At 73.2% G+C, this 19982-nt stretch carries 20 protein-coding genes and 1 pseudogene; 11 read left to right on the top strand and 10 right to left on the bottom strand.

The genetic code is table 11. From position 1 onward, the window contains the following. Positions 1-39: 39 nt before the first annotated feature. The 3 genes from ACZ6Y1_RS05700 (at position 40) to ACZ6Y1_RS05690 (ending at position 2979) form a co-directional block, all read left to right on the top strand. Positions 40-1377, top strand: a complete 1338-nt coding sequence (locus tag ACZ6Y1_RS05700) for a wax ester/triacylglycerol synthase family O-acyltransferase (protein WP_469623388.1) — start codon at positions 40-42, stop codon at positions 1375-1377. 80 nt (positions 1378-1457) lie between these two features. Beyond that, a complete protein-coding gene (locus ACZ6Y1_RS05695; protein ID WP_469623385.1) occupies positions 1458-2567 on the top strand; it encodes an NADH:flavin oxidoreductase/NADH oxidase in 1110 nt (369 codons plus the stop codon). Positions 2568-2634: 67 nt separating this feature from the next. Continuing rightward, entirely contained in the window at positions 2635-2979 is a 345-nt protein-coding gene (locus ACZ6Y1_RS05690; protein WP_469623382.1) for an ArsR/SmtB family transcription factor, read from the top strand. 157 nt (positions 2980-3136) lie between these two features. Here the strand turns inward: ACZ6Y1_RS05690 and ACZ6Y1_RS05685 are convergent, their stop codons facing one another. Genes ACZ6Y1_RS05685 through ACZ6Y1_RS05675 form a run of 3 tightly spaced genes read right to left on the bottom strand, consistent with a single transcriptional unit; the run spans position 3137 to position 5703 of the window. Continuing rightward, positions 3137-3538, bottom strand: coding sequence for a hypothetical protein (locus ACZ6Y1_RS05685; RefSeq protein ID WP_469623379.1), 402 nt, complete (start codon positions 3536-3538; stop codon positions 3137-3139). A gap of 40 nt (positions 3539-3578) precedes the next feature. After that, a complete protein-coding gene (locus ACZ6Y1_RS05680; protein ID WP_469623374.1) occupies positions 3579-4964 on the bottom strand; it encodes an FAD-dependent oxidoreductase in 1386 nt (461 codons plus the stop codon). Positions 4965-5016: 52 nt separating this feature from the next. Beyond that, complete coding sequence (locus ACZ6Y1_RS05675) at positions 5017-5703, bottom strand: DUF305 domain-containing protein (protein ID WP_469623371.1); 687 nt, start codon at positions 5701-5703, stop codon at positions 5017-5019. A gap of 78 nt (positions 5704-5781) precedes the next feature. Between ACZ6Y1_RS05675 and ACZ6Y1_RS05670 the strand changes: the two genes are divergently transcribed. Beyond that, positions 5782-7269 carry an LVIVD repeat-containing protein gene (locus ACZ6Y1_RS05670; RefSeq protein WP_469623368.1) on the top strand — a complete coding sequence of 496 codons (1488 nt, stop codon included), beginning with the start codon at positions 5782-5784 and terminating at the stop codon, positions 7267-7269. 10 nt (positions 7270-7279) lie between these two features. Here ACZ6Y1_RS05670 and ACZ6Y1_RS05665 read toward each other — a convergent pair whose 3' ends face one another. From ACZ6Y1_RS05665 to ACZ6Y1_RS05650, 4 genes are all read right to left on the bottom strand, one after another. Beyond that, positions 7280-7900 (bottom strand): TetR/AcrR family transcriptional regulator, encoded by a 621-nt coding sequence (locus ACZ6Y1_RS05665; protein WP_469623365.1) that lies wholly within the window; start codon positions 7898-7900, stop codon positions 7280-7282. A gap of 134 nt (positions 7901-8034) precedes the next feature. Beyond that, on the bottom strand, positions 8035-8697 hold the full coding sequence (locus tag ACZ6Y1_RS05660) for a phosphatase PAP2 family protein (RefSeq protein WP_469623362.1): 663 nt from the start codon (positions 8695-8697) through the stop codon (positions 8035-8037). Between the two features lie 44 nt (positions 8698-8741). Then, positions 8742-9680, bottom strand: coding sequence for a M56 family metallopeptidase (locus ACZ6Y1_RS05655; protein ID WP_469623359.1), 939 nt, complete (start codon positions 9678-9680; stop codon positions 8742-8744). An 80-nt stretch (positions 9681-9760) separates the two neighbouring features. Then, entirely contained in the window at positions 9761-10318 is a 558-nt protein-coding gene (locus ACZ6Y1_RS05650) for a DUF5134 domain-containing protein (RefSeq protein ID WP_469623355.1), read from the bottom strand. 204 nt (positions 10319-10522) lie between these two features. On the opposite strand from ACZ6Y1_RS05650, the gene ACZ6Y1_RS05645 reads away from it, so the two are divergent. Further along, positions 10523-11062, top strand: a complete 540-nt coding sequence (locus ACZ6Y1_RS05645; protein ID WP_469623352.1) for a GNAT family N-acetyltransferase — start codon at positions 10523-10525, stop codon at positions 11060-11062. Between the two features lie 55 nt (positions 11063-11117). On the opposite strand, the gene ACZ6Y1_RS05640 is transcribed toward ACZ6Y1_RS05645, so the two are convergent. Together ACZ6Y1_RS05640 and ACZ6Y1_RS05635 are read right to left on the bottom strand one after the other, a co-directional pair. Beyond that, entirely contained in the window at positions 11118-11801 is a 684-nt protein-coding gene (locus ACZ6Y1_RS05640; RefSeq protein WP_469623349.1) for a glycerophosphodiester phosphodiesterase, read from the bottom strand. Between the two features lie 191 nt (positions 11802-11992). Beyond that, the gene (locus ACZ6Y1_RS05635) at positions 11993-12616 is read right to left on the bottom strand and encodes a PadR family transcriptional regulator (protein WP_469623346.1); all 624 of its coding nucleotides are present in this window, start codon (positions 12614-12616) and stop codon (positions 11993-11995) included. Positions 12617-12665: 49 nt separating this feature from the next. On the opposite strand from ACZ6Y1_RS05635, the gene ACZ6Y1_RS05630 reads away from it, so the two are divergent. From ACZ6Y1_RS05630 to ACZ6Y1_RS05610, 5 genes and pseudogenes are all read left to right on the top strand, one after another. Next, positions 12666-13787: an LLM class flavin-dependent oxidoreductase gene (locus ACZ6Y1_RS05630; RefSeq protein WP_469623343.1), complete on the top strand. Its 1122-nt coding sequence runs from the start codon at positions 12666-12668 to the stop codon at positions 13785-13787. A 227-nt stretch (positions 13788-14014) separates the two neighbouring features. Next, positions 14015-15421, top strand: a complete 1407-nt coding sequence (locus ACZ6Y1_RS05625) for a DUF6421 family protein (protein ID WP_469623340.1) — start codon at positions 14015-14017, stop codon at positions 15419-15421. Between the two features lie 26 nt (positions 15422-15447). After that, positions 15448-16212: an SDR family NAD(P)-dependent oxidoreductase gene (locus ACZ6Y1_RS05620; RefSeq protein ID WP_469623337.1), complete on the top strand. Its 765-nt coding sequence runs from the start codon at positions 15448-15450 to the stop codon at positions 16210-16212. Further along, on the top strand, positions 16191-17285 hold the full coding sequence (locus ACZ6Y1_RS05615) for a threonine aldolase family protein (protein WP_469623334.1): 1095 nt from the start codon (positions 16191-16193) through the stop codon (positions 17283-17285). The genes ACZ6Y1_RS05620 and ACZ6Y1_RS05615 overlap by 22 nt, the downstream gene beginning before the upstream one ends. Before the next feature lie 86 nt (positions 17286-17371). After that, positions 17372-18036: pseudogene (locus ACZ6Y1_RS05610) on the top strand (transglutaminase-like domain-containing protein). Here the strand turns inward: ACZ6Y1_RS05610 and ACZ6Y1_RS05605 are convergent. Then, positions 17972-19213, bottom strand: a complete 1242-nt coding sequence (locus ACZ6Y1_RS05605; protein ID WP_469623332.1) for an MFS transporter — start codon at positions 19211-19213, stop codon at positions 17972-17974. The pseudogene ACZ6Y1_RS05610 and the gene ACZ6Y1_RS05605 sit on opposite strands and share 65 nt — an antisense overlap. A gap of 82 nt (positions 19214-19295) precedes the next feature. Here ACZ6Y1_RS05605 and ACZ6Y1_RS05600 point away from each other — a divergent pair, with 82 nt between their 5' ends. Further along, positions 19296-19859 (top strand): CGNR zinc finger domain-containing protein, encoded by a 564-nt coding sequence (locus ACZ6Y1_RS05600; protein ID WP_469623329.1) that lies wholly within the window; start codon positions 19296-19298, stop codon positions 19857-19859. The last annotated feature ends 123 nt before the right edge of the window (positions 19860-19982 follow it).

Here is a 19982-nt window from a genome sequence, read left to right as displayed (position 1 = left end):
TGACTTCACGTCATCACCGGCACACGCGAGAGGACCTACGTGGCCACCGAGCACCTGTCCCCGCTCGACCTCGCCTTCTGGCGGATCGAATCCGCCGCCCACCCCATGCACCTCGGCGCCCTGGCCGTGTTCGAGGCGTCCCGCGAGGGGGCCGCCACGGGACGGGCCGCCGAGCGGGCCGCCGAACTGCTCGCCGCCCGGTGCGCCGCCGTGCCGGGTCTGCGCCGCCGGATCCGCGACGTGCTGCTGCCGGTCGGCGCGGCCGCCTGGTCGCCGGACCCCGGTTTCGACCCCGCCCGCCACGTCTTCCTCGTACGGACGGACGCCGCGCACCCGCACGCCGCGGCCGGTCCGCTGATGGCGCGCCCGCTGGACCGGGACCTGCCGCCGTGGGAGGCGCACGTACTGGCCGGGCCCGGCCCGGAGCGCTTCGCGGTGCTCTTCAAGTTCCACCACGCACTCGCCGACGGGATGGGCGCCCTCGCCCTCGCGGCCTCCCTCTTCGACGGGTTCGACCAGGAGCCGGCCGTACGGCCCCCCGCGCGTCCGGTGCCCGAGCAGCGGGCCGGCTCCGCCCTGCGCCGGCTCCCCGGCGCCCTGGCGGCCCGGGTCCAGGACGTCGGCCAGGCCCTGGAGATCGGCGCCGCCGTGGCCCGCTCCGGCCTGCCGCTCGGGGTTCCCGCGGCTCTCGTCGCCGGTCCGGGGAGCGCGGGCACCCGTACCGTCGCGGGACTCGCGCTCGACCTGGACGAGGTCAACCTGGTCCGCAAGGGCGCCGGCGGCACCGTCAACGACGTGCTGATCGCCCTGGTCGCCGGCGCGCTCCGGCGCTGGCTGGCCGGGCGCGGCGAGCCGCTGCCGCCCGGGCCGGGCCCGCGCGCCCTGATCCCCGTGTCCCGGCGCGGCCGCCCCGGCGGCGGCGGGAACCGGCTCTCCGGCTACCTCCTGCGGCTCCCGCTCGCCGAGGCCGACCCGCTGCGCCGGCTGTACTCCGTACGCGCCGGCATGGACCGCAACAAGGACGCGGGGCCCGCGCGCGGCGCCGGGGCCGTCGCCCTGCTGGCCGACCACGTCCACCCGCTGGGCCACCGGCTCGGGGGCCCGCTCGTCGCCCAGGCGGCCCGGCTGCTCTTCGACATCCTGGTCACCAGCGTCCCGCTGCCCGGGCTCACGTTCGCCCTCGGCGGGAGCCGGGTCCGCGAGGTCTACCCGCTCGCCCCGCTGGCCCGCGGCCAGTCCCTGGCCGTCGCGGTCTCCACCTACCAGGGCACGGTCCACTACGGCCTGGTCGGCGACGCGGCCGCCGTCCCGGACCTGGAGGCCCTTGCCGGGGCGCTGCGCGCGGAACTGGACGAGCTTGTACGACAGGTCTCGTAGTACGAGGGATTTCGTAGTACGGTGTCTCTCGTACTTAGCCGCCGATCCCCGGCGCGCCCGGTGACATCTGGAGATCCCTGATGAGTGCTGCCTCCGCCGCCCCTGCCGCTTTCGCCGCCCTGTTCGCACCGCACACCCTCCGCTCGGTCACCATCCCCAACCGCGTGTGGATGGCTCCCATGTGCCAGTACAGCGCCGAGGCCTTCGGCCCGAACGCGGGCGTGGCCAACGACTGGCACTTCGCCCACTACGCGGCCCGCGCCGTCGGCGGCACCGGCCTGATCATCCAGGAGGCCACCGCAGTCTCCCCGGAGGGCCGGATCACCCCCTACGACCTCGGCATCTGGAACGACACCCAGGTCGAGGCGCTGCGCCGGATCACCGCCTTCGTCAAGGCCCAGGGCGCCGTCCCCGGCATCCAGATCGCGCACGCGGGCCGCAAGGCGTCCACCGACCGCACCTGGAAGGGCGGCGCCCCCGTCGGACCGGAGGCGCACGGCTGGCAGCCGGTCGCCCCGAGCGCGGTGCCGTTCGCCGAGGGCCACCCGGTGCCGCACGAGCTGACGCTCGATGAGATCGCCGAGGTCACCGGCCGGTTCGCGGCCGCCGCCGGGCGCGCGCTGGACGCGGGTTACGAGGTCCTGGAGATCCACGGGGCACACGGCTACCTCATCGGCGAGTTCCTCTCCCCGCACAGCAACCGTCGCACCGACGCCTACGGCGGCTCCTTCGAGAACCGCACCCGCCTCGCCCTCGAGGTCGTCGACGCCGTGCGGGCCGTGTGGCCCGAGGAACTCCCGCTGTTCTTCCGGATCTCCGCCACCGACTGGCTGGAGGAGAACGGCTGGACGTCCGACGAGACGGTCCGGCTGGCCGTCCTGCTCCAGGAACACGGGGTGGACCTCCTCGACGTCTCCACCGGCGGCCTCGCCCCCGGCGTGACGATCCCCCTCGGTCCGGGCTACCAGGTGCCCTTCGCGGCCCGGGTGAAGGCGGAGACCTCCCTTCCGGTGGCCGCCGTCGGCCTGATCACCGAACCGGAGCACGCGGAGAAGATCCTCGCCAACGGCGAGGCCGACGCGATCCTGCTGGGCCGGGAGCTGCTCCGCGACCCGTACTGGGCCCGCCGCGCGGCCGCCGAGCTGGGCGGGGAGGCGCGCACCCCCGACCAGTACCACCGCTCCTGGTGAACGCCGGTCGTACGATGGTTCTCGTACCGTGGGGTGCAGAGCGAACCGAGTGAGCGGAGCCAAGGACATGACGGAACGGGACGCGGCCCGCACCCTCGACCACCCCGAGGCGGCGGAGATCCGCCTGGAGGGCGTGCTGCACGCGCTCTCCGACCCGGTCCGGCTGTCCATCGTCCGTGATCTCGACGCCTCGGCGGCGGAGCTGGCCTGCTCGTACTTCGACCTGCCGGTCACCAAGTCGACGACCACGCACCACTTCCGCGTGCTGCGCGAGAGCGGTGTCGTCCGCCAGACCTACCGCGGGACCACGAAGCTCAACACGCTGCGCCGCGGCGAGCTGGAGACCCTCTTCCCCGGCCTGCTCGACGCCGTCCTGACGGCGGCGACTGCCGAAGCGGGGCGGCTCGGCTAGTGCGGTGACCGGCAAGGTTCAACGGGTGACGGCGCCCGGCACGGCACCTCGCGGCGTTGTCGGTCCGCGCGAGTACGTCCAGTACGAGCCGCGGTCCTCCGCCTTGCGGTGCACCGCACCGGACACCGCGACCCGGCAGACCTGTCCGGCCACAGCACTAAATGGTCGTGTCCCAGCGGTGGAGCAGACTGCCGTCGGGGCCGTACACGTCCATCGTGTAGCCGCCGCCGAGGGAGAGGCCCTCCTCGCCGGTCAGGAACGAGGCGATCGAGGCCGCCTGCCTCTTGAAGAGGGCGTCGTCCGAGTCCGCGTTGGCGGTGTGCACGACGATGTACGGCGGATAGCCCTCCCGCTTGAAGCGCGGCTCGATGCCGTACACGTCGGCGTCCCCGCCGGCCCGCCGGTATCGCCCGGCCAGCGCCGCGGCCTCCGGCGGAGCCGCCGTACCCGTCGCCGTGGGGCCGGCCGGGAATCCGGTGGGCGACGGCGCGTCCGTGCACGCCGTCAGCGCGGCGGCGCACGCCAGCGCCGTCAGTGTCAGAGCGATCCCGCGTCCCACCCGCACAACTCCCTTGATCCGGCGTGCCGTCCGGACCACGCTATGCCAGGCCCGCCGCCCCCAACAGGCCCGCCCAGTCCGGGATCTTCACCGGCCCCCGGCCGAAGGAGCGGCCCAGCTCCCTCTCGGCCGCCTCGATGGCCAGCCAGCCGGGCCATTCCACCGGGTGCAGCCCCGCCGCCCGGAGCGCGTCCAGAGGGTCCCCCGCGAGCTCCCGCCGGGCCAGCGCGCCCGCGTCCTGGAGCAGCGAGGACGCGGTCTCCTTCGCGCAGGGGCGATTGGTGCCGATCACGCCCGTCGGGCCCCGCTTGATCCAGCCCGCCACGTACTCGCCGACCGAGGCCCGGCCCGCCCGCAGCACCCGCCCCGCCGCGTGCGGGACCGTTCCCTTCGCCGGATCGAAGGGCAGCCCGTCCAGCGGCACGCCCTGGTACCCCACCGAGCGCAGCACCAGCTGCGCCTCGATGTCCTCGAAGACGCCCGTCCCGGTCACCCCGCCTCGCCCGTCCGGGGCGGTCCGCTCGAAGCGCATCGCGGTGACCCGGCCGTCGGGCCCGCCCAGGATCTCCGCCGGGCGCAGGTAGAACCGCAGGGCGATCCGCCGCCCCGTCCCGTCCGTCGCATCCAACCCGCCCGTCCCGCCCGGGCCTGCCCCGGCCCAGCCGCGCAGCGTCTCCAGGTTCCGCCGGGCCACCGCCGGCAGGGCGGCTGCGGCAGCCGGGTCCTCGTACACCGGGTCGATGGCCAGTTCGGCCGGGTCGACCACCGTGTCCACCCCGGGCAGTGTGCCCAGCTCCCGCAGCTCCTTGGTGGTGAACTTCCCCTGAGAGGGCCCCCGCCGGGCCACCATCGCCACCCGGCGCACCCCGCTGCGCGTGAGCGCGCCCAGGGCCGGCTGCGGCATGTCCGTCGGCTCCAGTTCCGCGGGGCCGCGGGCCAGGATCCGGGTCACGTCCACCGCGACGTTGCCCGCGCCGACCACCACCGCCGAGTCCACCCCGGACAGGCCGAAGCTCTCGCCGACCGCGTCCGGGTGCCCGCTGTACCAGGAGACGAACGAGGTCGCGGAGTGCACCCCGGCCAGCTCCTCGCCCGGGATCCCGAGCAGCCGGTCCCGGGCGGCGCCCACGCAGTAGACCACCGCGTGGTACAGCTCCAGCAGCCGCTCGGTGGGCAGCGCGGGACCGCCCACCTCGACGTTGCCGAGGAAGCGGATCCGCTCGTCCTCCAGCACGGTCCGCAGGCTGCCCTGCAGGGACTTGATCTTCTCGTGGTCGGGCGCGACCCCGTACCGGACGAGCCCGTACGGCGCCGGCAGCCGGTCCAGGACGTCGACGAGCACCCCGGGCACCTCGCGCTGCTGGACCAGTGTCTGGGCCGCGTAGACCCCACTGGGACCCGATCCGACGACGGCGACTCGAAGCACGGCGGAGCTCCTCCCGCAGGTGGTCCCAGCATGACACCGCCCCCTGCGGCCGTCAGCCCATCGCGCGCATCCGGCTGATCTCGGCCGTCTGGACGGCCACCACCTCGGTGGCCATCTCCTCGACCGCCACGTTGTTGCCGTCGGCCAGCGCCTCGCCCGCCATCTTCAGCGCGCCCTCGTGGTGGGCGGTCATCAGTTTCAGGAAGAGCCGGTCGAAGTCGGCGCCCGAGGCCGCGGCCAGTTCCTCCAGCTGCCGCTCGGTGGCCATGCCCGGCATCGCGGAGTGGTCGTGGACGTGCCCGCCGGAGGCCGCGGGCGGCGCCGGGTGCAGGGCCGTCCACTTCTCCATCGCCGCGATCTCGGGCCGCTGTGCGGCCGTGATCCGCTCCGCCAGCCGCCTGACCCCGTCCGCCGAGGCCCGCTGCGGGGCCAGCGCGCTCATCGTCAGGGCCTGCCTGTGGTGCTCGATCATGTTCCGCACGTAGGAGTGGTCGGCGGCGTTCGGACTGTCGTCGGGCTTTTCCTTCGCGGCCTGCTCCGGTGTGAGCGTGCGGGCCGCCTCGCCCGGTCTGCCGGGGGCGATCACCACCGGCCGCCCGTCCCGCGCGTGATCCGTACCGCCTCCGGACTCGCAGCCGGTGAGGGCGATCAGGAGTCCGGCGACCGCGGCCGCGCCGGCGCAGCGGCGGAGCCGTACCGATAAGGCCATGAGGCCACGAGGGGCTTTTGCCATGTCCATGAAGAGGACCATACTGCCGGGGTCCTGGTTCCGTTCCCACCCCGAACGGAATCGACCGGACCTCCAAGGGAGGGCACAGTGACCTCGCTACACCACAGGAGAGTGCGAAAGGGAAGGGTGGGAGCGGCCGTCGCGGCGGCCGGGCTGTTCACCGCGCTCCTCGCGGCCGGACCGGCGGCCGCCACCCCCGATCCGGGTGACTTGTCGCCCGGCCAGGGCAGCCGGCTGAGCGGCGCGGGCCTCGCGGCCGGCCGGGAGCTCGCCCCGGGCGAGATCCCGGGGCAGGACGAGATCGTGCACAGCGCCAACGTCAAACCCCTGGCCAACATCCCCTCGGCCGACCCCGCGGTGATCAACTCGGACATCGCCTTCCAGGGCAGGTACGCCTACGCGGGCAACTACAACGGTTTCACGATCTACGACATCGCCGACCCGAAGGCACCCAGGACCGTCACCCAGGTCCTCTGCCCCGGCGGTCAGAACGACATCTCCGTCAGCGGCGACCTGCTCTTCCTCTCCACCGACTCCTCGCGCAGCGACGACTCCTGCAACAGCGTCTCGCAGCCGGCCACGGAGAAGTCCTCGTGGGAGGGCATCAAGATCTTCGACATCAAGGACAAGAAGAACCCCAAGTACATCAAGTCCGTGGAGACGGCCTGCGGTTCCCACACCCACACCCTGGTGCCGGGCGGCCGCGACATCTACCTCTACGTCTCCTCGTACTCCCCGAACGAGGCCTTCCCCGACTGCCGGCCGCCGCACGACGGGATCTCGGTCGTGAAGGTGCCGAAGAAGGCGCCGACGCAGGCCGCGGTCGTCGCCTTCCCGGTCCTCTTCCCGGACGGCGGCAATCCGGGCGCGCCCACCAACCCGGGCGTCTCCAAGACCACCGGCTGCCACGACATCACCGTGCTGCCGTCGAAGAACCTGGCCGCCGGAGCCTGCATGGGCGACGGCATCCTCTTCGACATCAGCAAGCCCGAGCAGCCGCGGGTCATCGACCGGGTGCAGGACAACGTCAACTTCTCGTTCTGGCACTCGGCGACCTTCAACGAGCGGGCGGACAAGGTGGTGTTCACCGACGAGCTCGGCGGCGGTGGCGCCGCGACCTGCAACGAGGCCACCGGCCCGAACCGGGGCGCCGACGGTGTCTACGACATCACCGGCACGGGGGACCAGCGCCGACTCGTCTTCCGCAGCTACTACAAGATCCCGCGCCACCAGGCCGACACCGAGAACTGCGTGGCCCACAACGGCTCGCTGGTCCCCGTCGGCGGCGGCCGCGACATCATGGTCCAGGCCTGGTACCAGGGCGGCGTCTCGGTGTGGGAGTTCACCGACTCCGCACAGCCCAAGGAGATCGCGTACTTCGAGCGCGGCCCCCTGACGACCGACAGGATCGGCGCCGGCGGCTCGTGGTCCGCGTACTACTACAACGGGCACATCTACTCGAACGACATAGCCAAGGGCCTGGACGTGCTGAGGCTCGACGACTGGCGCACCGAGAGCGCCAAGTGGGTCCGGCTGGACCGGCTCAACGTGCAGAGCCAGCCCGACTACCGCTGACCGGCACCACCTAGCGCACCGTTCCGCCGGGCGGCCCGCCGTCCGGCGGGACACCGAGGTTCCAGTCCAGCCCGTACCGCTGGAACAGCTCCGCCCGCAGCCTCGTCAGCGGCATGGGCGCCCCCGGCAGCAGCACCGCCACCACCGCGCCCATGAGCAGGGCCCGCAGCAGCGGGTAGTCCGTGTCCGCGTCCCGCGAGCCGTACCGTACGACCGTGTCCCGCAGCAGCTCCGCCAGCCTCTGCTGCTCCGGGCACTGCACGAACCCCTCGGCCGTGAGGATGCCCGCCATATGGGTGCGCATCAGCAGCGGCTGGTCCCGGGCCAGCCCGAGGACCGCGTCGATCGCCCGCGCGAGCCGCTCACGCCCGTCCTCGCTGCGCGGCTCCCGCTCCAGCGCGGCCTGCAGGGTCAGGTGCATCAGCCGGTGCACGGCGGACTGCAGCAGCTGCCGCTTGCCCGGGAAGTAGTACGAGACCAGGCCGCGCGCGGCCCCCGCCCGGTCGGCGATGTCGCCGAGCGTCGTGGCCTCGTACCCGCGTTCGGCCACGAGCTCGACCGTCGCCTGCAGCAGCCGCTGCCGGGAACGTCTGCGCAATTCTTCATTGACCGATGGGCTGCGCGGGGACATGCTTACTCCTGCGTTGACTGGCTGGGAGCCAATATACTCAGCGCACGGGTCGGCCTGCTCTGGGTGACACGGGGGATCGCCCAGGGCAGGCACACCTCCCACCCTCACCGCCGGGACCTTCACCGCCGGGACCTTCACCGCCGGGCCGGGCCGGACCTCCGCCGGGGGGCGGGCAGGCAGGCCGCGAGGGCCACCAGGAGCACACCCAGAAGCCAGCCTCCGATCACGTCGGACAGCCAGTGCACCCCCAGGTAGAGCCGGGTGAACCCGACCCCGGCCACCGAGACCACGGCCAGCGCCCACGCGGCCGCGGCCCAGGCCGCCGCCCGCCTCGGCCGGTCCGCGCTCCTGGGCAGCAGCCACAGCAGCAGCCCGCACACCACCGCGGCCGTCATGGCGTGGCCGGACGGGTAGGAGGCGTAGTGCGACGAGTGCACCGGGTCCGTCCACCCCGGCCGCTCCCGGCCCACCAGCGCCTTCAGTCCCTGGTTCACCACCCCGGCCGCCAGGGTCGCCAGGCCCACCCGCCACGCACGCTCCCGGTCGCCGCGCAGCCACAGCCACGCGCACGCGAGGGCGGCCAGCGCGCGCATGGTCCAGGGATCCCACACCCAGTCGGTCAGCACGCGCATCAGCCGGGTGACACCGGGGTGGGTGACGGCATGCACGTGCAGATCCAGGGCCACCCGTCCGTCGAGGGCCAGCAGCGGCGGCCACTCGGTCACCACCAGCACCGTCAGTACGGCCGCGAACAGCGCGCAGCCGATGCCCACCCACCGCAAGTGATCGTTCCGCATGCGGGCGATCCTCGCACCCGTGCGTGCCCGGAACCCTCAGCGCCTCAGGCCAGGGCGCTCAGCCCCGGTACGAAGGCGACGAGCACCGGCACCGCCGGCAGCAGCGTCGCCAGCGCCGTCAGCCGGAGCCTGCGGCTCGCCGGCAGGCGGGGTTCGGCCGCCAGCAGCCGCCGCACCCGCTGCTGGACGTGCGCGTCGGGCGTGGCGCCCGGTCCGAACGCCCCCCGGTCCTCGTTCAGTCCGACCAGCGCCAGCGCCACCGTGAGCCGCCCGTACCGCCGCGAGGCCGCGTCGTCGGCGGCCAGCTCGACGAGCAGGTGCATCTCCGCCTCGAACGCCGCGAAGACCGGCACCTGCGGGAACCCCCCGGCCAACGCCCGCGAGCAGTGCAGCAGCCAGTCGTGCCGGGCCGCCGTGTGGCTCTGCTCGTGCGCCAGTACGGCGTCCAGCTGGCTGCCCTTCAACCGTCCGAGCGCCGCCGTCGTCACCACCAGCCGCGGCGCCGTCCCCGGCAGCCACCACGCGTCCGGCCGCGGCCCCTCCAGTACGACGAGCCGCGCGCCCACCGGGTCCTCACCGGGCAGCAGCGGGGCCCGTACCCGCAGCTCGCTCCCCTGCGCGCGCCGCCGGGCCCGCGCCCGCAGCACCTCCCGGGTCAGCATCGCCCCCGTCCACAGGGCGCCGCCCGCCAACGCGAGCGCCGTACCGGCCGCCCAGGGACCGCCGGAGGAGCCGAGGGCGTAGGCGTCGGCCACCCCGTGCGGGGCGGAGGAGAAGAGCCACGCGCGGACCGCCTGCCAGGCGGCCGCCGCGCTCAGCAGCATCGACAGCCCGAAGCACAGGAGCACCGCGCCGACCACGCACTGCCACACCCACAGGGCGACGACCGGTTCTCGTTCGGGCCATCGGGCCCGGGCCAGCAGGCGGGGAGCGAACACCGCGGTCAGGGCGCCGAGCAGCAGCAGTGCGGCGGGGACCATCATGGTCTTCACCCTATGAGCCGCGGCTACCTGCGGGTACGGGCTCGGGAGATTGGTGACGCAGGACACGTGGTCCCGCTCCCTCACCCGGCCAGCAGCATGGCCAACATCCCGATCCCCATGGCCAGTCGGCAGGCACGGGTCAGCTCTGCGGAGGCCGCCGGGCCCGCCGCCCCGGGGGTTCCCGGACCGGCCGGGCGCCGGACGGGGACGGCCGCCGCGGCCCCCGCCGTGATCAGCCGCGCCCCGCCGAGGACCACGTAGCCCGCGTAGTAGAGGAGCAGCACCCCGGTCAGCAGCGGGAGCCCGCCGCCGTGGCCCGATGCGGATCCGTACCCGGCGGCCGCGGTCATGTAGACCATCGTCAGCGAACCCACCAGGTGGTGGGCGTGGTGCGCCCCCTGGCGCAGCAGCCACACGGCGTGCAGGGCCGTCGCGCAGGAGACCAGCCACAGGGCCGGGGCCTGCCATCCGTCGCCGTGCCGCCAGAGCGGAACCGCCATCAGCGCCATGCCGAAGCCCATCACCGCCTCCCCGGCCGCGGCGCCTCCCGCTCTCCGCACCCGCCCCAGGCAGTACGCGCCGCTCACCGCGCACAGCAGCACCAGCAGCCAGGCGGAGACGGAGGCGGGGAGGGACATGGCGGAACCGTGCACGGCACAACCCCCGGTACGTCGGCGCTCTCCGGCGTCACCGAAGAGACGGTCAGGGGAAGGGATTCCCGCCTGACGGCGTCCTCACGCGGTCCCGGGATAGGCTCTCGGTGCACCGGCCGGCACGTCATATGCCGGCGCGTGCCACCGCACAGGACGTCGTACAGGACGTAGTACAGAACGGAGCGCCCGATGTCGACCGCCCAGCCCGCCCCCCTCAGCTTCCGTGACGCAGGGGAGGGGGACGTGGCCGAGCTGGTCGCGCTCGTCGAATCGGCGTACCGGGGCGAGACCAGCCGCGGCGGGTGGACCACCGAGGCCGACTACCTGGAGGGCCAGCGCACGGACGAGGACGGGGTCCGCCAGATCGTCAACGCCCCCGAGGGCACCCTGCTCGTGGTCGAGCGCGCGGACGAGCTGGTGGCCTGCTGCCACCTCGAACACCGGGGCGACCACGCCTACTTCGGCATGTTCGCCGTCCGCCCCGGCCTCCAGGGCGGCGGCCTCGGCAAGGAGATCCTGGCCGAGGCCGAACGCCGGGTCCGCGAGACCTGGGGCGTCCGCGAGATGCGGATGACGGTGGTGAGCCTCCGGGAGGAGCTCATCGCCTACTACGTGCGCCGCGGCTACCGGCGCACCGGCGAACTGAGCCCCTTCCCCTACGGTGACGAGCGCTTCGGCGTCCCGCTCCGCGACGACCTGACCTTCGAGCTGCTGGTCAAGCCGCTGTAGGACGCCTCGCCAGGACGCCTCGCCAGGACGCCTCGTCAGGGCGCCTCGACGCCCGTCAGGCGGTGAAGCGGCCCGTGCTGCGGATCTCCGGGTAGTCGGTGACCGCGCCGTCCAGCCCGAGCGCCCGGGCGAGCCGCAGCAGGTCCAGGGTGTTGACCTGCCCGCCGACGACGCGCAGGCCGGCCGCGTGCGCCGCCTCGACGGTCTCCAGGCTCAGGAGGCGGATGTCCAGCGAGACCGTGCCGGCACGGGCCTCCAGTGCCCGGGCGACGAGGTCGGGGGCGGGGGAGTGCGCCAGCAGGGTGGTCCGGACCCCCGGCACCAGCCGGCCCGCTTCGGCGAGCACCGCGGCGTCGGGCGAGGCCACGTCCACCCGCGCGGCCAGATCGCGGCGCAGCACCAGCTCCGCGAGCGCCCCGACCGCCCCGTGGTCCCGCACGGACGCCTGGAGCGGCGCCCGGACCGCGTCCAGGACCTCCTCGAAGAGCGGCACGCGCTCGCCCTGCCCGGCGTCGAGCCCGCGCAGTTCGGCCAGGGTCAGATCGGCGACGGCGCCCGAACCGTCGGTGGTCCGGTCCACCTCGGGGTCGTGCAGGGCGACGAGGGCGCCGTCCTTGCTCAGTCGCAGGTCGAGGGCGATGACGTCCATGCCCGAACGTTCCGCGCGCAGGTAGGACCGCAGGGTGTTCTCCGGTTCGACACCCATGACCCCGCGGTGACCGATGGTGAGGAAAGTCAAGGTTCTCTCGCTTCCGTCGACGGCGGCTCCGCGCGCGGTCGCGGTGTCCCGACCGGCCCCGCGCGATGAGGACGCATGCTAGTGCGCCCGCGGTGCGAAGGGACCGCCCGTGCAGCGCCCTGAATGAGGCGCTCCGCCCGCTTCCCCCACGGGTCGTACGGTCCTGCGCGGCCGGCGGCGGCGTGATCGCGTCACCCGGGCGTGGGCGCGTCCCCGTCGGCTTGACGGCCCGCCGGGCCGGCCGCGTCGAGCTCCGCCAGATCGTCGAGCAGGGCCTCGGCCAGGTCCAGTTCCGCGAGGTGCTGGCGCTCGCTCCAGCGCAGCGCGAGGGCGGGGAACGCCCATTCCGCCACGTCGGCCGCGTGCTCCATGGCCTCCCGTACGGCGGCCAGTTCGCCCCGGGTGCGCTCCACGTGTTCGAGGACCATGGCGCGCAGCCGCTCCGGCTCGGCGAGGTGGCCGAGCCAGATCCGCAGCAGCAGCCCGTGCTTGAGCACCGGCGGGCCGGCCTCGGCCGTGTCGGCGGCCCAGCCGGCGAGCGCCTCGCGGCCCGCGTCGGTGATGGCGTAACGCCGCTTCGCCCGTGCCTCCTCGGGCCCCGAGCGCGCGGAGGACGCGTACCCCAGCTCCTCCAGGCGGCGCAGCTCCGCGTAGATCTGGCTGATCGCCGGCGACCAGTAGAAGAAGCGCAGGGAGGAATCCGCCCACTTCTTCAGCTCGTAGCCGGTCCGCTCCCCGGGGAAGGAGAGGAGGCCGAGCATGGCGCACGCGGTCGGCGGCAGCTCTTGCCTCTTCGGCTCCTGACGACTAGTCATATTTCGAATTGAAGTGAGGCCGGGCACCGGACGCAACCCTGGAGGCACCGTGAAATTCTCCGTCATCTTCGAGGCTCAGCTGGCCGACCCGACCGTGGAACGGGAGCACCAGGTCATCCACGACTGCGTCGAGCAGGCCGTGCTCGCCGAGCGCATGGGGTTCGACCGGATCTGGGCCGTGGAGCACCACTCGCTCAAGTGGTACGCGCACATGAGTGCTCCCGAGATCTTCCTGACCTGGGTCGCGGCCAGGACGAACACCATACGCATCGGGCACGGCGTCGTGTGCATGCCCTTCAACTTCAACCACCCGGCGCGGGTCGCCGAGCGGGCCGCCATGCTCGACCTCCTCTCGGGCGGGCGGCTCGACCTCGGCGCGGGGCGCGGGGGCACCGAGCAGGAGACCTCGCTGTGCGGGGTGGACCGGGACCGGACCGCGGCGGAGGTCGAGGAAGCCCTGAGGATCATCGGCAAGGCCTGGCAGGAGGAGGAGCTGGAGTACCACGGGGAGCTGATCGACATCGGCCCGCACCCGATCCTGCCGAGGCCGAAGCAGACGCCGCACCCGCCGCTGTTCCTCGCGTGCAGCCGGGGCGAGACCCTCGTGCAGGCCGCCGAGCTGGGGATCGGGGCCCTGGTGATGGGCTTCGCCGGTCCCGAGTCGATCGCGGGGATGCGGAGCGTCTACGACGCGGCGATCGCCGGGCGGGACGGCAGCCGGTTCGTCTCGACGGTCGTCAACGACCACTTCTCGGTGCTCTGCCCCACCCTCGTGCTCGACGACCGGGAGGAGGCGCGGCGGATCGGCATCCGGGGGCAGCGGTTCTTCGCGCAGTCCATCGGCCACTGGTACGGCGGGGCCGGCATCCCGGACGAGGCGGTGGTGGCGGGCACCGACGAGGCGGCGGAGATGCGCCGGGCCGCCGAGCAGGTGGTGGCCCGGCTGCACGAGCTGGACATCCCGGTGCGGCCCACCTCCACGGCCACCTTCAACGCGGACCACGCCTACGGGACCGCGGACGACGCCATCGCGTACGTGGAGCGGCTCAGGGCGGCGGGGGCGGACGAGATCATGTGCCTGATCCAGATGGGCACGGTCGGCCAGGAGGCCTGCCTGGAGACTCTGCGGCAGTGGGGCGAGAAGGTCATTCCGCACTTCCGGGAAGCGTGACGCGCGAGCCCGCCGCCGCTGCCCGCTCGGCCACCGCCACCGCCACCGCCACCGCCACCGCCGCCGCCGCCGCCGAGGGCGGAGCCATCCGTTCCACCCTTTCGAACGGGAAGACTTCCGGTGAATCGGGGGGTGACGCAGGATAATTTCCCGCTTCACCTCTTGAACGGGAGAGCCTCATATGCATACGCTGCCTTGACGTGAGGTTCTCCCGTGGAGGAAGTGACATGACGGAAACTCTTGTGCCGGGCATCGGCGGGGCCGCAATAACCGCCGGGGCGCGGGTGGTCGACCACCCTGCGTGGCCCGAGCTCAAGGCCGCCGTGGAGGAGATCCGCCCCTGGCAGTCCAAGGACGGGTCGATCGACTTCGAGGCCGAGGGCGCACCCGCCCAGCACACGGCCGAAGCCGCCGTCGGCCGGGTCATCCGCGCCGTCGAGGAGCTCTCCCCGCTGCTCCCGCACGCCACGGCGTACCACGAGGCCCTCGTCGGCGACCTGCGCAAGTGGGCCGCGGGCGGCTTCCAGGTGCCCGACTTCCTCGACTCGCTGCTGGCCTTCCACCCGGCCGCCGAGCGCGCCGACGGGCTCCAGCACCTCGTGGTCTTCCCCATGTACACGCAGAACGGCAACCCGGACCGCAACCTGGAGGCCGTCGCGCTCAAGATGGTGTGGCCCGAGTGGCTCTCCGAGCTGGAGCGCACCCGGTACGACAACCCGCTCTTCCTCGGCATCACCTTCGAGGACTTCACCGCGGGCTACGACACCCACTCGGCCGTGCTCTTCCCGGAGACCATCGCCGTGCGCGAGGCCCCCGAGCGCTTCACCTGGGGCGGCATCTTCTGCGACCGTGAGGCCGCACGCTTCCGCAAGGTCACCACGGCCGCCGTCGACATCCTCGGCGTCGAGCTGCCCGCCGACATCGCCGCGATGGTCACCGACCAGGAGCGCTGCGAGAAGGCGTTCGTCCTGTGGGACATGGTCCACGACCGCACCCACAGCCACGGCGACCTGCCGTTCGACCCCTTCATGATCAAGCAGCGCCAGCCGTTCTGGATGTACGGCCTGGAGGAGCTGCGCTGCGACCTCACCGCCTTCAAGGAGGCCGTGAAGCTGGAGTCCGAGGGCAACGAGCACGGCCGTGACGTGCAGTACGCCGTCCTCTTCGACCGGATGTTCCGCTTCCCCGTCTCCGGTGACCGCAACCGCAACTACGACGGTCTCGGCGGCCAGCTGCTCTTCGCGTACCTCCACAAGCACGACGTCGTGCGCTGGACGGACAACAAGCTGAAGATCGACTGGATGCGCGCCCCGCAGGTCACCAACCAGCTGTGCGCCGAGATCGAGGAGCTCTACCGGGCGGGCATCGACCGTCCGAAGCTCGTGCACTGGTTCAAGGCCTACGAGCTGGTCTCGACCTACCTCGCCCCCCACCCGGGCTCCAAGTGGGCCAAGGGCCCCGACGCCCTCGACCTGACGCAGCCGCCGCGCAAGCTCGTGGACGACGTGCTTCCGGACGAGTTTCCCCTGAGCATGTTCTTTGAGGCGCTCGCCAAGAAGCTCAAGGGAACGATCGCCTCCACCAAGGGCATCACCGCCCTCAACGCCGATCAGGCCGAGCGAGTCGCCGCGTGAACGCTCGCCCACAGGAGGCTGCACAGATGAACGGCTCCGGGAACGGCAACAACGGAAAGCTGCACGGTGCGGTGGTAGCGGTGGCCGGGGCCGGCGGCCCCGCCGGCCGCGCCACCCTGCTGCGCCTCGCCGAGGCGGGGGCGGTCGTCGTCGCCTCCGACGCCGATCCGGCACGGCTGGCGGAGGCCGTGGACGCGGCGCGCTACGCCCACGGTGGCGCCACCATCACCGGTGACACCGTGGACCTGCTCGACCTGGAGGCCACCAAGGCCTGGGCCGAGCAGACGGAGAAGGAGTTCGGCCGGATCGACGGCCTGGTCCACCTCGTCGGCGGCTGGCGCGGCAGCAAGACGTTCACCGACGTCGACCTGGCGGACTGGGACTTCCTGGAGAAGCTCCTCATCCGCACCGTCCAGCACACCTCGCTCGCCTTCCACGACGGGCTGCTGCGCAGCGACCGCGGCCGCTTCGTCCTGGTCAGCCAGTCCGGCGCGCACAAGCCGGTCGCCAACAACGCCGCCTACAACGCGGGCAAGGCGGCGGCCGAGGCGTGGACGCTCGCCATGGCCGACTCCTTCCGCAAGATCGGCGGGGACGAGGGCCCGGGCGCCGCAGCTGCGATCCTGGTGATCAAGGCACTGGTGCACGACGCGATGCGCGCCGAGCGTCCCAATGCGAAGTTCGCGGGCTTCACCGACGTGAAGGAGCTGGCCGAGGCCATCGCCGGCGTCTGGGAGCGGTCCGCCATCGATGTGAACGGACAGCGTCTGTGGCTCACTCCGCAACCGTGAGAACCGATACAGGGAAGACCGACGCCCGCCGCCACCACGACCCCGCGGTACGCGGATTCGCCAGCGACAACTACGCGGGGGTGCATCCGGAGGTCCTGGCCGCCGTCGCGCTCGCCAACGGCGGCCACCAGGTCTCCTACGGCGACGACGAGTACACCGAGCACCTGCAGAAGGTCTTCCGCAGCCACTTCGGCCCCTACGCGGAAGCCTTCCCGGTCTTCAACGGCACCGGCGCGAACGTCACCGCCCTCCAGGCGATGACGGACCGCTGGGGCGCCGTGATCTGCGCCGAGACGGCACACATCAACGTCGACGAGGGCGGCGCGCCCGAGCGGATGGCGGGCATCAAGCTGCTCACCGTCCCGACCCCGGACGGCAAGCTCACCCCCGAGCTCATCGACCGGCAGGCCTGGGGCTGGGAGGACGAGCACCGCGCCATGCCGCAGGTCGTGTCGATCACCCAGAACACCGAGCTGGGCACGGTTTACACGGTCGACGAGATCCGGGCGATCTGCGAGCACGCGCACGCCAAGGGCATGAAGGTGCACCTCGACGGTGCCCGGATAGCCAACGCGGCGGCCTCGCTCGACGTGCCGATGCGCGCCTTCACCAACGCGGCCGGCGTCGACGTGCTCTCGTACGGCGGCACGAAGAACGGCATGATGTTCGGCGAGGCCGTGGTGGTGCTGAACCCGGACGCGGTCCGGCAGATGAAGCACATCCGCAAGATGTCGATGCAGCTCGCGTCCAAGATGCGGTTCGTCTCGGTACAGCTGGAGGCCCTGCTCGCGAAGGACCTGTGGCTGCGCAACGCCCGGCACGCCAACGCCATGGCCCAGCGGCTGGCGGCGGGCGTCCGCGAGACCGACGGCGTGGAGATCCTCTACCCGGTGCAGGCGAACGGAGTGTTCGCACGGCTGCCGCACGAGGTGTCCCGGCGACTGCAGAAGCGTTTCCGCTTCTACTTCTGGGACGAGAGCGCCGGTGACGTCCGCTGGATGTGCAGCTACGACACCCAGGAAGAGGACGTCGACGCCTTCCTCCAGGCTCTGAAGGAAGAGATGGCCCGCTGAGCCAGGCTGTAGCCAACGTTGCATAGATATACCCCCGGCTGAAAATCTATTGATCTTCGGCCGGGGGTCTGTCTATGCTCCGGCGCATGCAGCTGATCCAACAGAATCCAGATATCCACGCTTATCTCGCATCGAATGAGGCGATCGACCACTGGCACCCCCTGGTGCAGGAAACCGCCGACGCCCTCTGGTCCGCCACCGGCGATGCATATTCATACGCCAAAACGGCCTTCGAGTTCGTCCGCGACACCATCCCGCACTCGGCCGATTCCGGGGACCCGCGGGTCTCCTGGCGCGCCTCCGACGTCATCGCCACCCGCAACGGCATCTGCTACGCCAAATCCCACGCCCTCGTCGCCCTGCTGCGCGCCCAGGGCATCCCGGCGGGCCTCTGCTACCAGCTCCTCGCCGACGATCATTCGTGCGGCGACGGCTGCTCCGGGGGAGCCGGGGCTTGCCCCGGGGGAGCCGGGGCTTGCCCCGGGGCACGAACGCCGTGATCCACGGCCTGGTCGCCCTCCGGCTGCCCGGGGGTGAGAGCTGGTCCCGGGTCGACCCGCGGGGCAACAAGCCCGGTGTGGACGCGCAGTTCGACCTGGACACCGAGCGACTGGCCTTCCCCGTACGCCCGGAGCTCGGCGAGATCGACTACCCCGAGCTGTACGCCGCCCCGCACCCGGCCACCCTCAAGGCGCTCCAGCGCTCCGCCGACCGGCCGGAGTTGTGGCGAAACCTGCCGACGGCTCTGTGACCACCCCGGCGGGCGAGGGCCCCCGCCCCTGGGTCAGTACGTGCACCAGCGCACCCGCGAACTGCAGTCCGGCGATCCCGGTGAGCAGCAGCCCCGCGGGCGCGTCGGCCGCGAGCCCCACCAGGGCCGCCCCGGCCGACGCGGCCGTCATCTTCAGCCCCGCGCCCAGCGTGAACACCTGCGTCCGCATCCCGTCCGGGGCGTACTCCGCGCGGATCCGCAGCGTCGCCGTGAGCAGCGGCCCGTCGCACACCCCGGCCAGCGCGAACAGGGCCGCCGTGAGCGGGACGGAAGGGGTGAACGCGGCCGCCGTCAGGGCCACACCCGTAGCGGCCATCGAGCGGCGCGCCAGCCGGCCGGGCGCCACCGACGTCATTCGGCCCAGTGTGAGCGAGCCCGTCAGCGCGCCCACCGCGAAAGCCGTCATCAGCGCGCCCCCGGCTCCCGGGGCGCCGAGCCCGGTCGCCAGCAGCACCGAGGTGGTGGTGAGCGAACCCATGCCGACGAACGCCAGGGTCGTGGCCGCGGTGACCGCGCGCAGCTCCCGCACCCGCCACAGCGCCGCGAGCCCCGCGGCCGCTCCGGCCGGCGGACCGAGCGGCGCGGCGCCCCCCGCCCGCCGCTCCTCGTACGGGAGGGTCGCGGCCAGCGCGGCCGCGGCCGCCGCGGCCGCCGCCAGCACCGCCATCGCCGGCCCGGCCGAGACCGCCGCCGCGACGAGGCTCACCGCCGCCGGGGCGGTGACCGCGGCGGCGTTGTAGGTGGAGGCGTCCCAGCCGTACGCCCGGTCCCGCCGGGGCCCCGCCGGGACCAGCCCGGTGACCAGGCTCGACAGGCCGCCCGTCACCATCGGCCCGCAGGTCCCGCCGAGCACCGCCACCGCGAACACCAGCGCCTGCGGGGCCCGACCCAGCAGCACCGACAGCGCCGCCACGGCGGCCGTGAACCCGGCCAGCGCGCCCACGTGGAACAGCCGGGGCCGACGGGTCCGAGCCGCGGCGGCGCCCGCGAGCGGGGCCGCCAGCACGTTCGGGACCAGCCAGGCCGTGAGGACGAACGCCCCGTGCGCCGCACTCCCCGTGCGCTCCAGGGCGAGCAGAACCACGGCCATGCCCATGCCCTCGTTGGCGAACCGCGCGGCCAGCGCCGCCGCCAGGTAGCGCCCGAACCCGCCCATTCCGGCCCCCCACGTGCGTTGTGTAACGTGATAGGTGGACAAGACGTTACGTCATGCGAGTGTACGGGGAAAGGATCCAGGCATGGTGGAATCCGGAGGGGGTTTCTCGGCGTCCCGGCGGACGATCGACCTCGCCGAGGCGGTCCGCACCGCTCCCGACCTGCCGCGCGCCGCCCTCGCGGAGTTGCTCGCCGGGCACGGGGAACGTCCGGCCGACCTCACCGAGGAGGCCTTTCCCGAGGCGGGCGCGGCGGAACTGCGGGCCGCGGCACGGCGGATGGGGAAGGTGCTCGCCGAGAGCGACGAGGACCGGGCCGCTGGGGCGCTCAACGCGCTGCTCGCGGAGTGTGCCACCCGGCCCCGGCTGACCCGGCACGACGGCCACCCCTGGCACCTGCACGTGGACCGGGGCGCGGAGGCCGGCTGGGGCGACTGGTTCCTGGCCTCCGGCGCCCTCGCCCTGGCCCAGCTGCTCACCGAGTACGGGCGGATCGCCTGGGGGGCCTGCGCCGCCACGGGCTGCGGGCGGTTCTTCCTGGCCACCGGGCCGGGCAGTGCCCGCCGGTACTGCTCCACCGCGTGCGCGACGCGCGAGAGGGTCGCGGCGCACCGCCGGCGCAAGCGCGAGGGCGAGGGCGAGAACTGACCGCGGCCCCGGCCGCCGCCCTGACGCATCGCCGGCCCGCGCGGAGCGGAAGCTCACCGGCCTGGTGCGAGCGCACGCCGACGGCCTCCGGGACCGGCCGGGCGGTCGTCCTGGAGGCCGTCG

This window comes from Streptomyces sp. NPDC053432, assembly GCF_055585365.1.
This window is presented reverse-complemented; position numbering and strand designations above follow the sequence as displayed.

Bases quoted from the DNA above. Each gene is read 5' to 3' on its own strand.
- ACZ6Y1_RS05600 (WP_469623329.1), top strand. From the start codon at position 19,296: ATGGTGGAATCCGGAGGGGGTTTCTCGGCGTCCCGGCGGACGATCGAC.
- ACZ6Y1_RS05635 (WP_469623346.1), bottom strand. From the start codon at position 12,616: ATGACTAGTCGTCAGGAGCCGAAGAGGCAAGAGCTGCCGCCGACCGCG.
- ACZ6Y1_RS05690 (WP_469623382.1), top strand. From the start codon at position 2,635: ATGACGGAACGGGACGCGGCCCGCACCCTCGACCACCCCGAGGCGGCG.
- ACZ6Y1_RS05645 (WP_469623352.1), top strand. From the start codon at position 10,523: ATGTCGACCGCCCAGCCCGCCCCCCTCAGCTTCCGTGACGCAGGGGAG.
- ACZ6Y1_RS05665 (WP_469623365.1), bottom strand. From the start codon at position 7,900: ATGTCCCCGCGCAGCCCATCGGTCAATGAAGAATTGCGCAGACGTTCC.
- ACZ6Y1_RS05675 (WP_469623371.1), bottom strand. From the start codon at position 5,703: ATGGACATGGCAAAAGCCCCTCGTGGCCTCATGGCCTTATCGGTACGG.
- ACZ6Y1_RS05660 (WP_469623362.1), bottom strand. From the start codon at position 8,697: ATGCGGAACGATCACTTGCGGTGGGTGGGCATCGGCTGCGCGCTGTTC.
- ACZ6Y1_RS05650 (WP_469623355.1), bottom strand. From the start codon at position 10,318: ATGTCCCTCCCCGCCTCCGTCTCCGCCTGGCTGCTGGTGCTGCTGTGC.
- ACZ6Y1_RS05605 (WP_469623332.1), bottom strand. From the start codon at position 19,213: ATGGGCGGGTTCGGGCGCTACCTGGCGGCGGCGCTGGCCGCGCGGTTC.
- ACZ6Y1_RS05695 (WP_469623385.1), top strand. From the start codon at position 1,458: ATGAGTGCTGCCTCCGCCGCCCCTGCCGCTTTCGCCGCCCTGTTCGCA.
- ACZ6Y1_RS05625 (WP_469623340.1), top strand. From the start codon at position 14,015: ATGACGGAAACTCTTGTGCCGGGCATCGGCGGGGCCGCAATAACCGCC.
- ACZ6Y1_RS05655 (WP_469623359.1), bottom strand. From the start codon at position 9,680: ATGATGGTCCCCGCCGCACTGCTGCTGCTCGGCGCCCTGACCGCGGTG.
- ACZ6Y1_RS05620 (WP_469623337.1), top strand. From the start codon at position 15,448: ATGAACGGCTCCGGGAACGGCAACAACGGAAAGCTGCACGGTGCGGTG.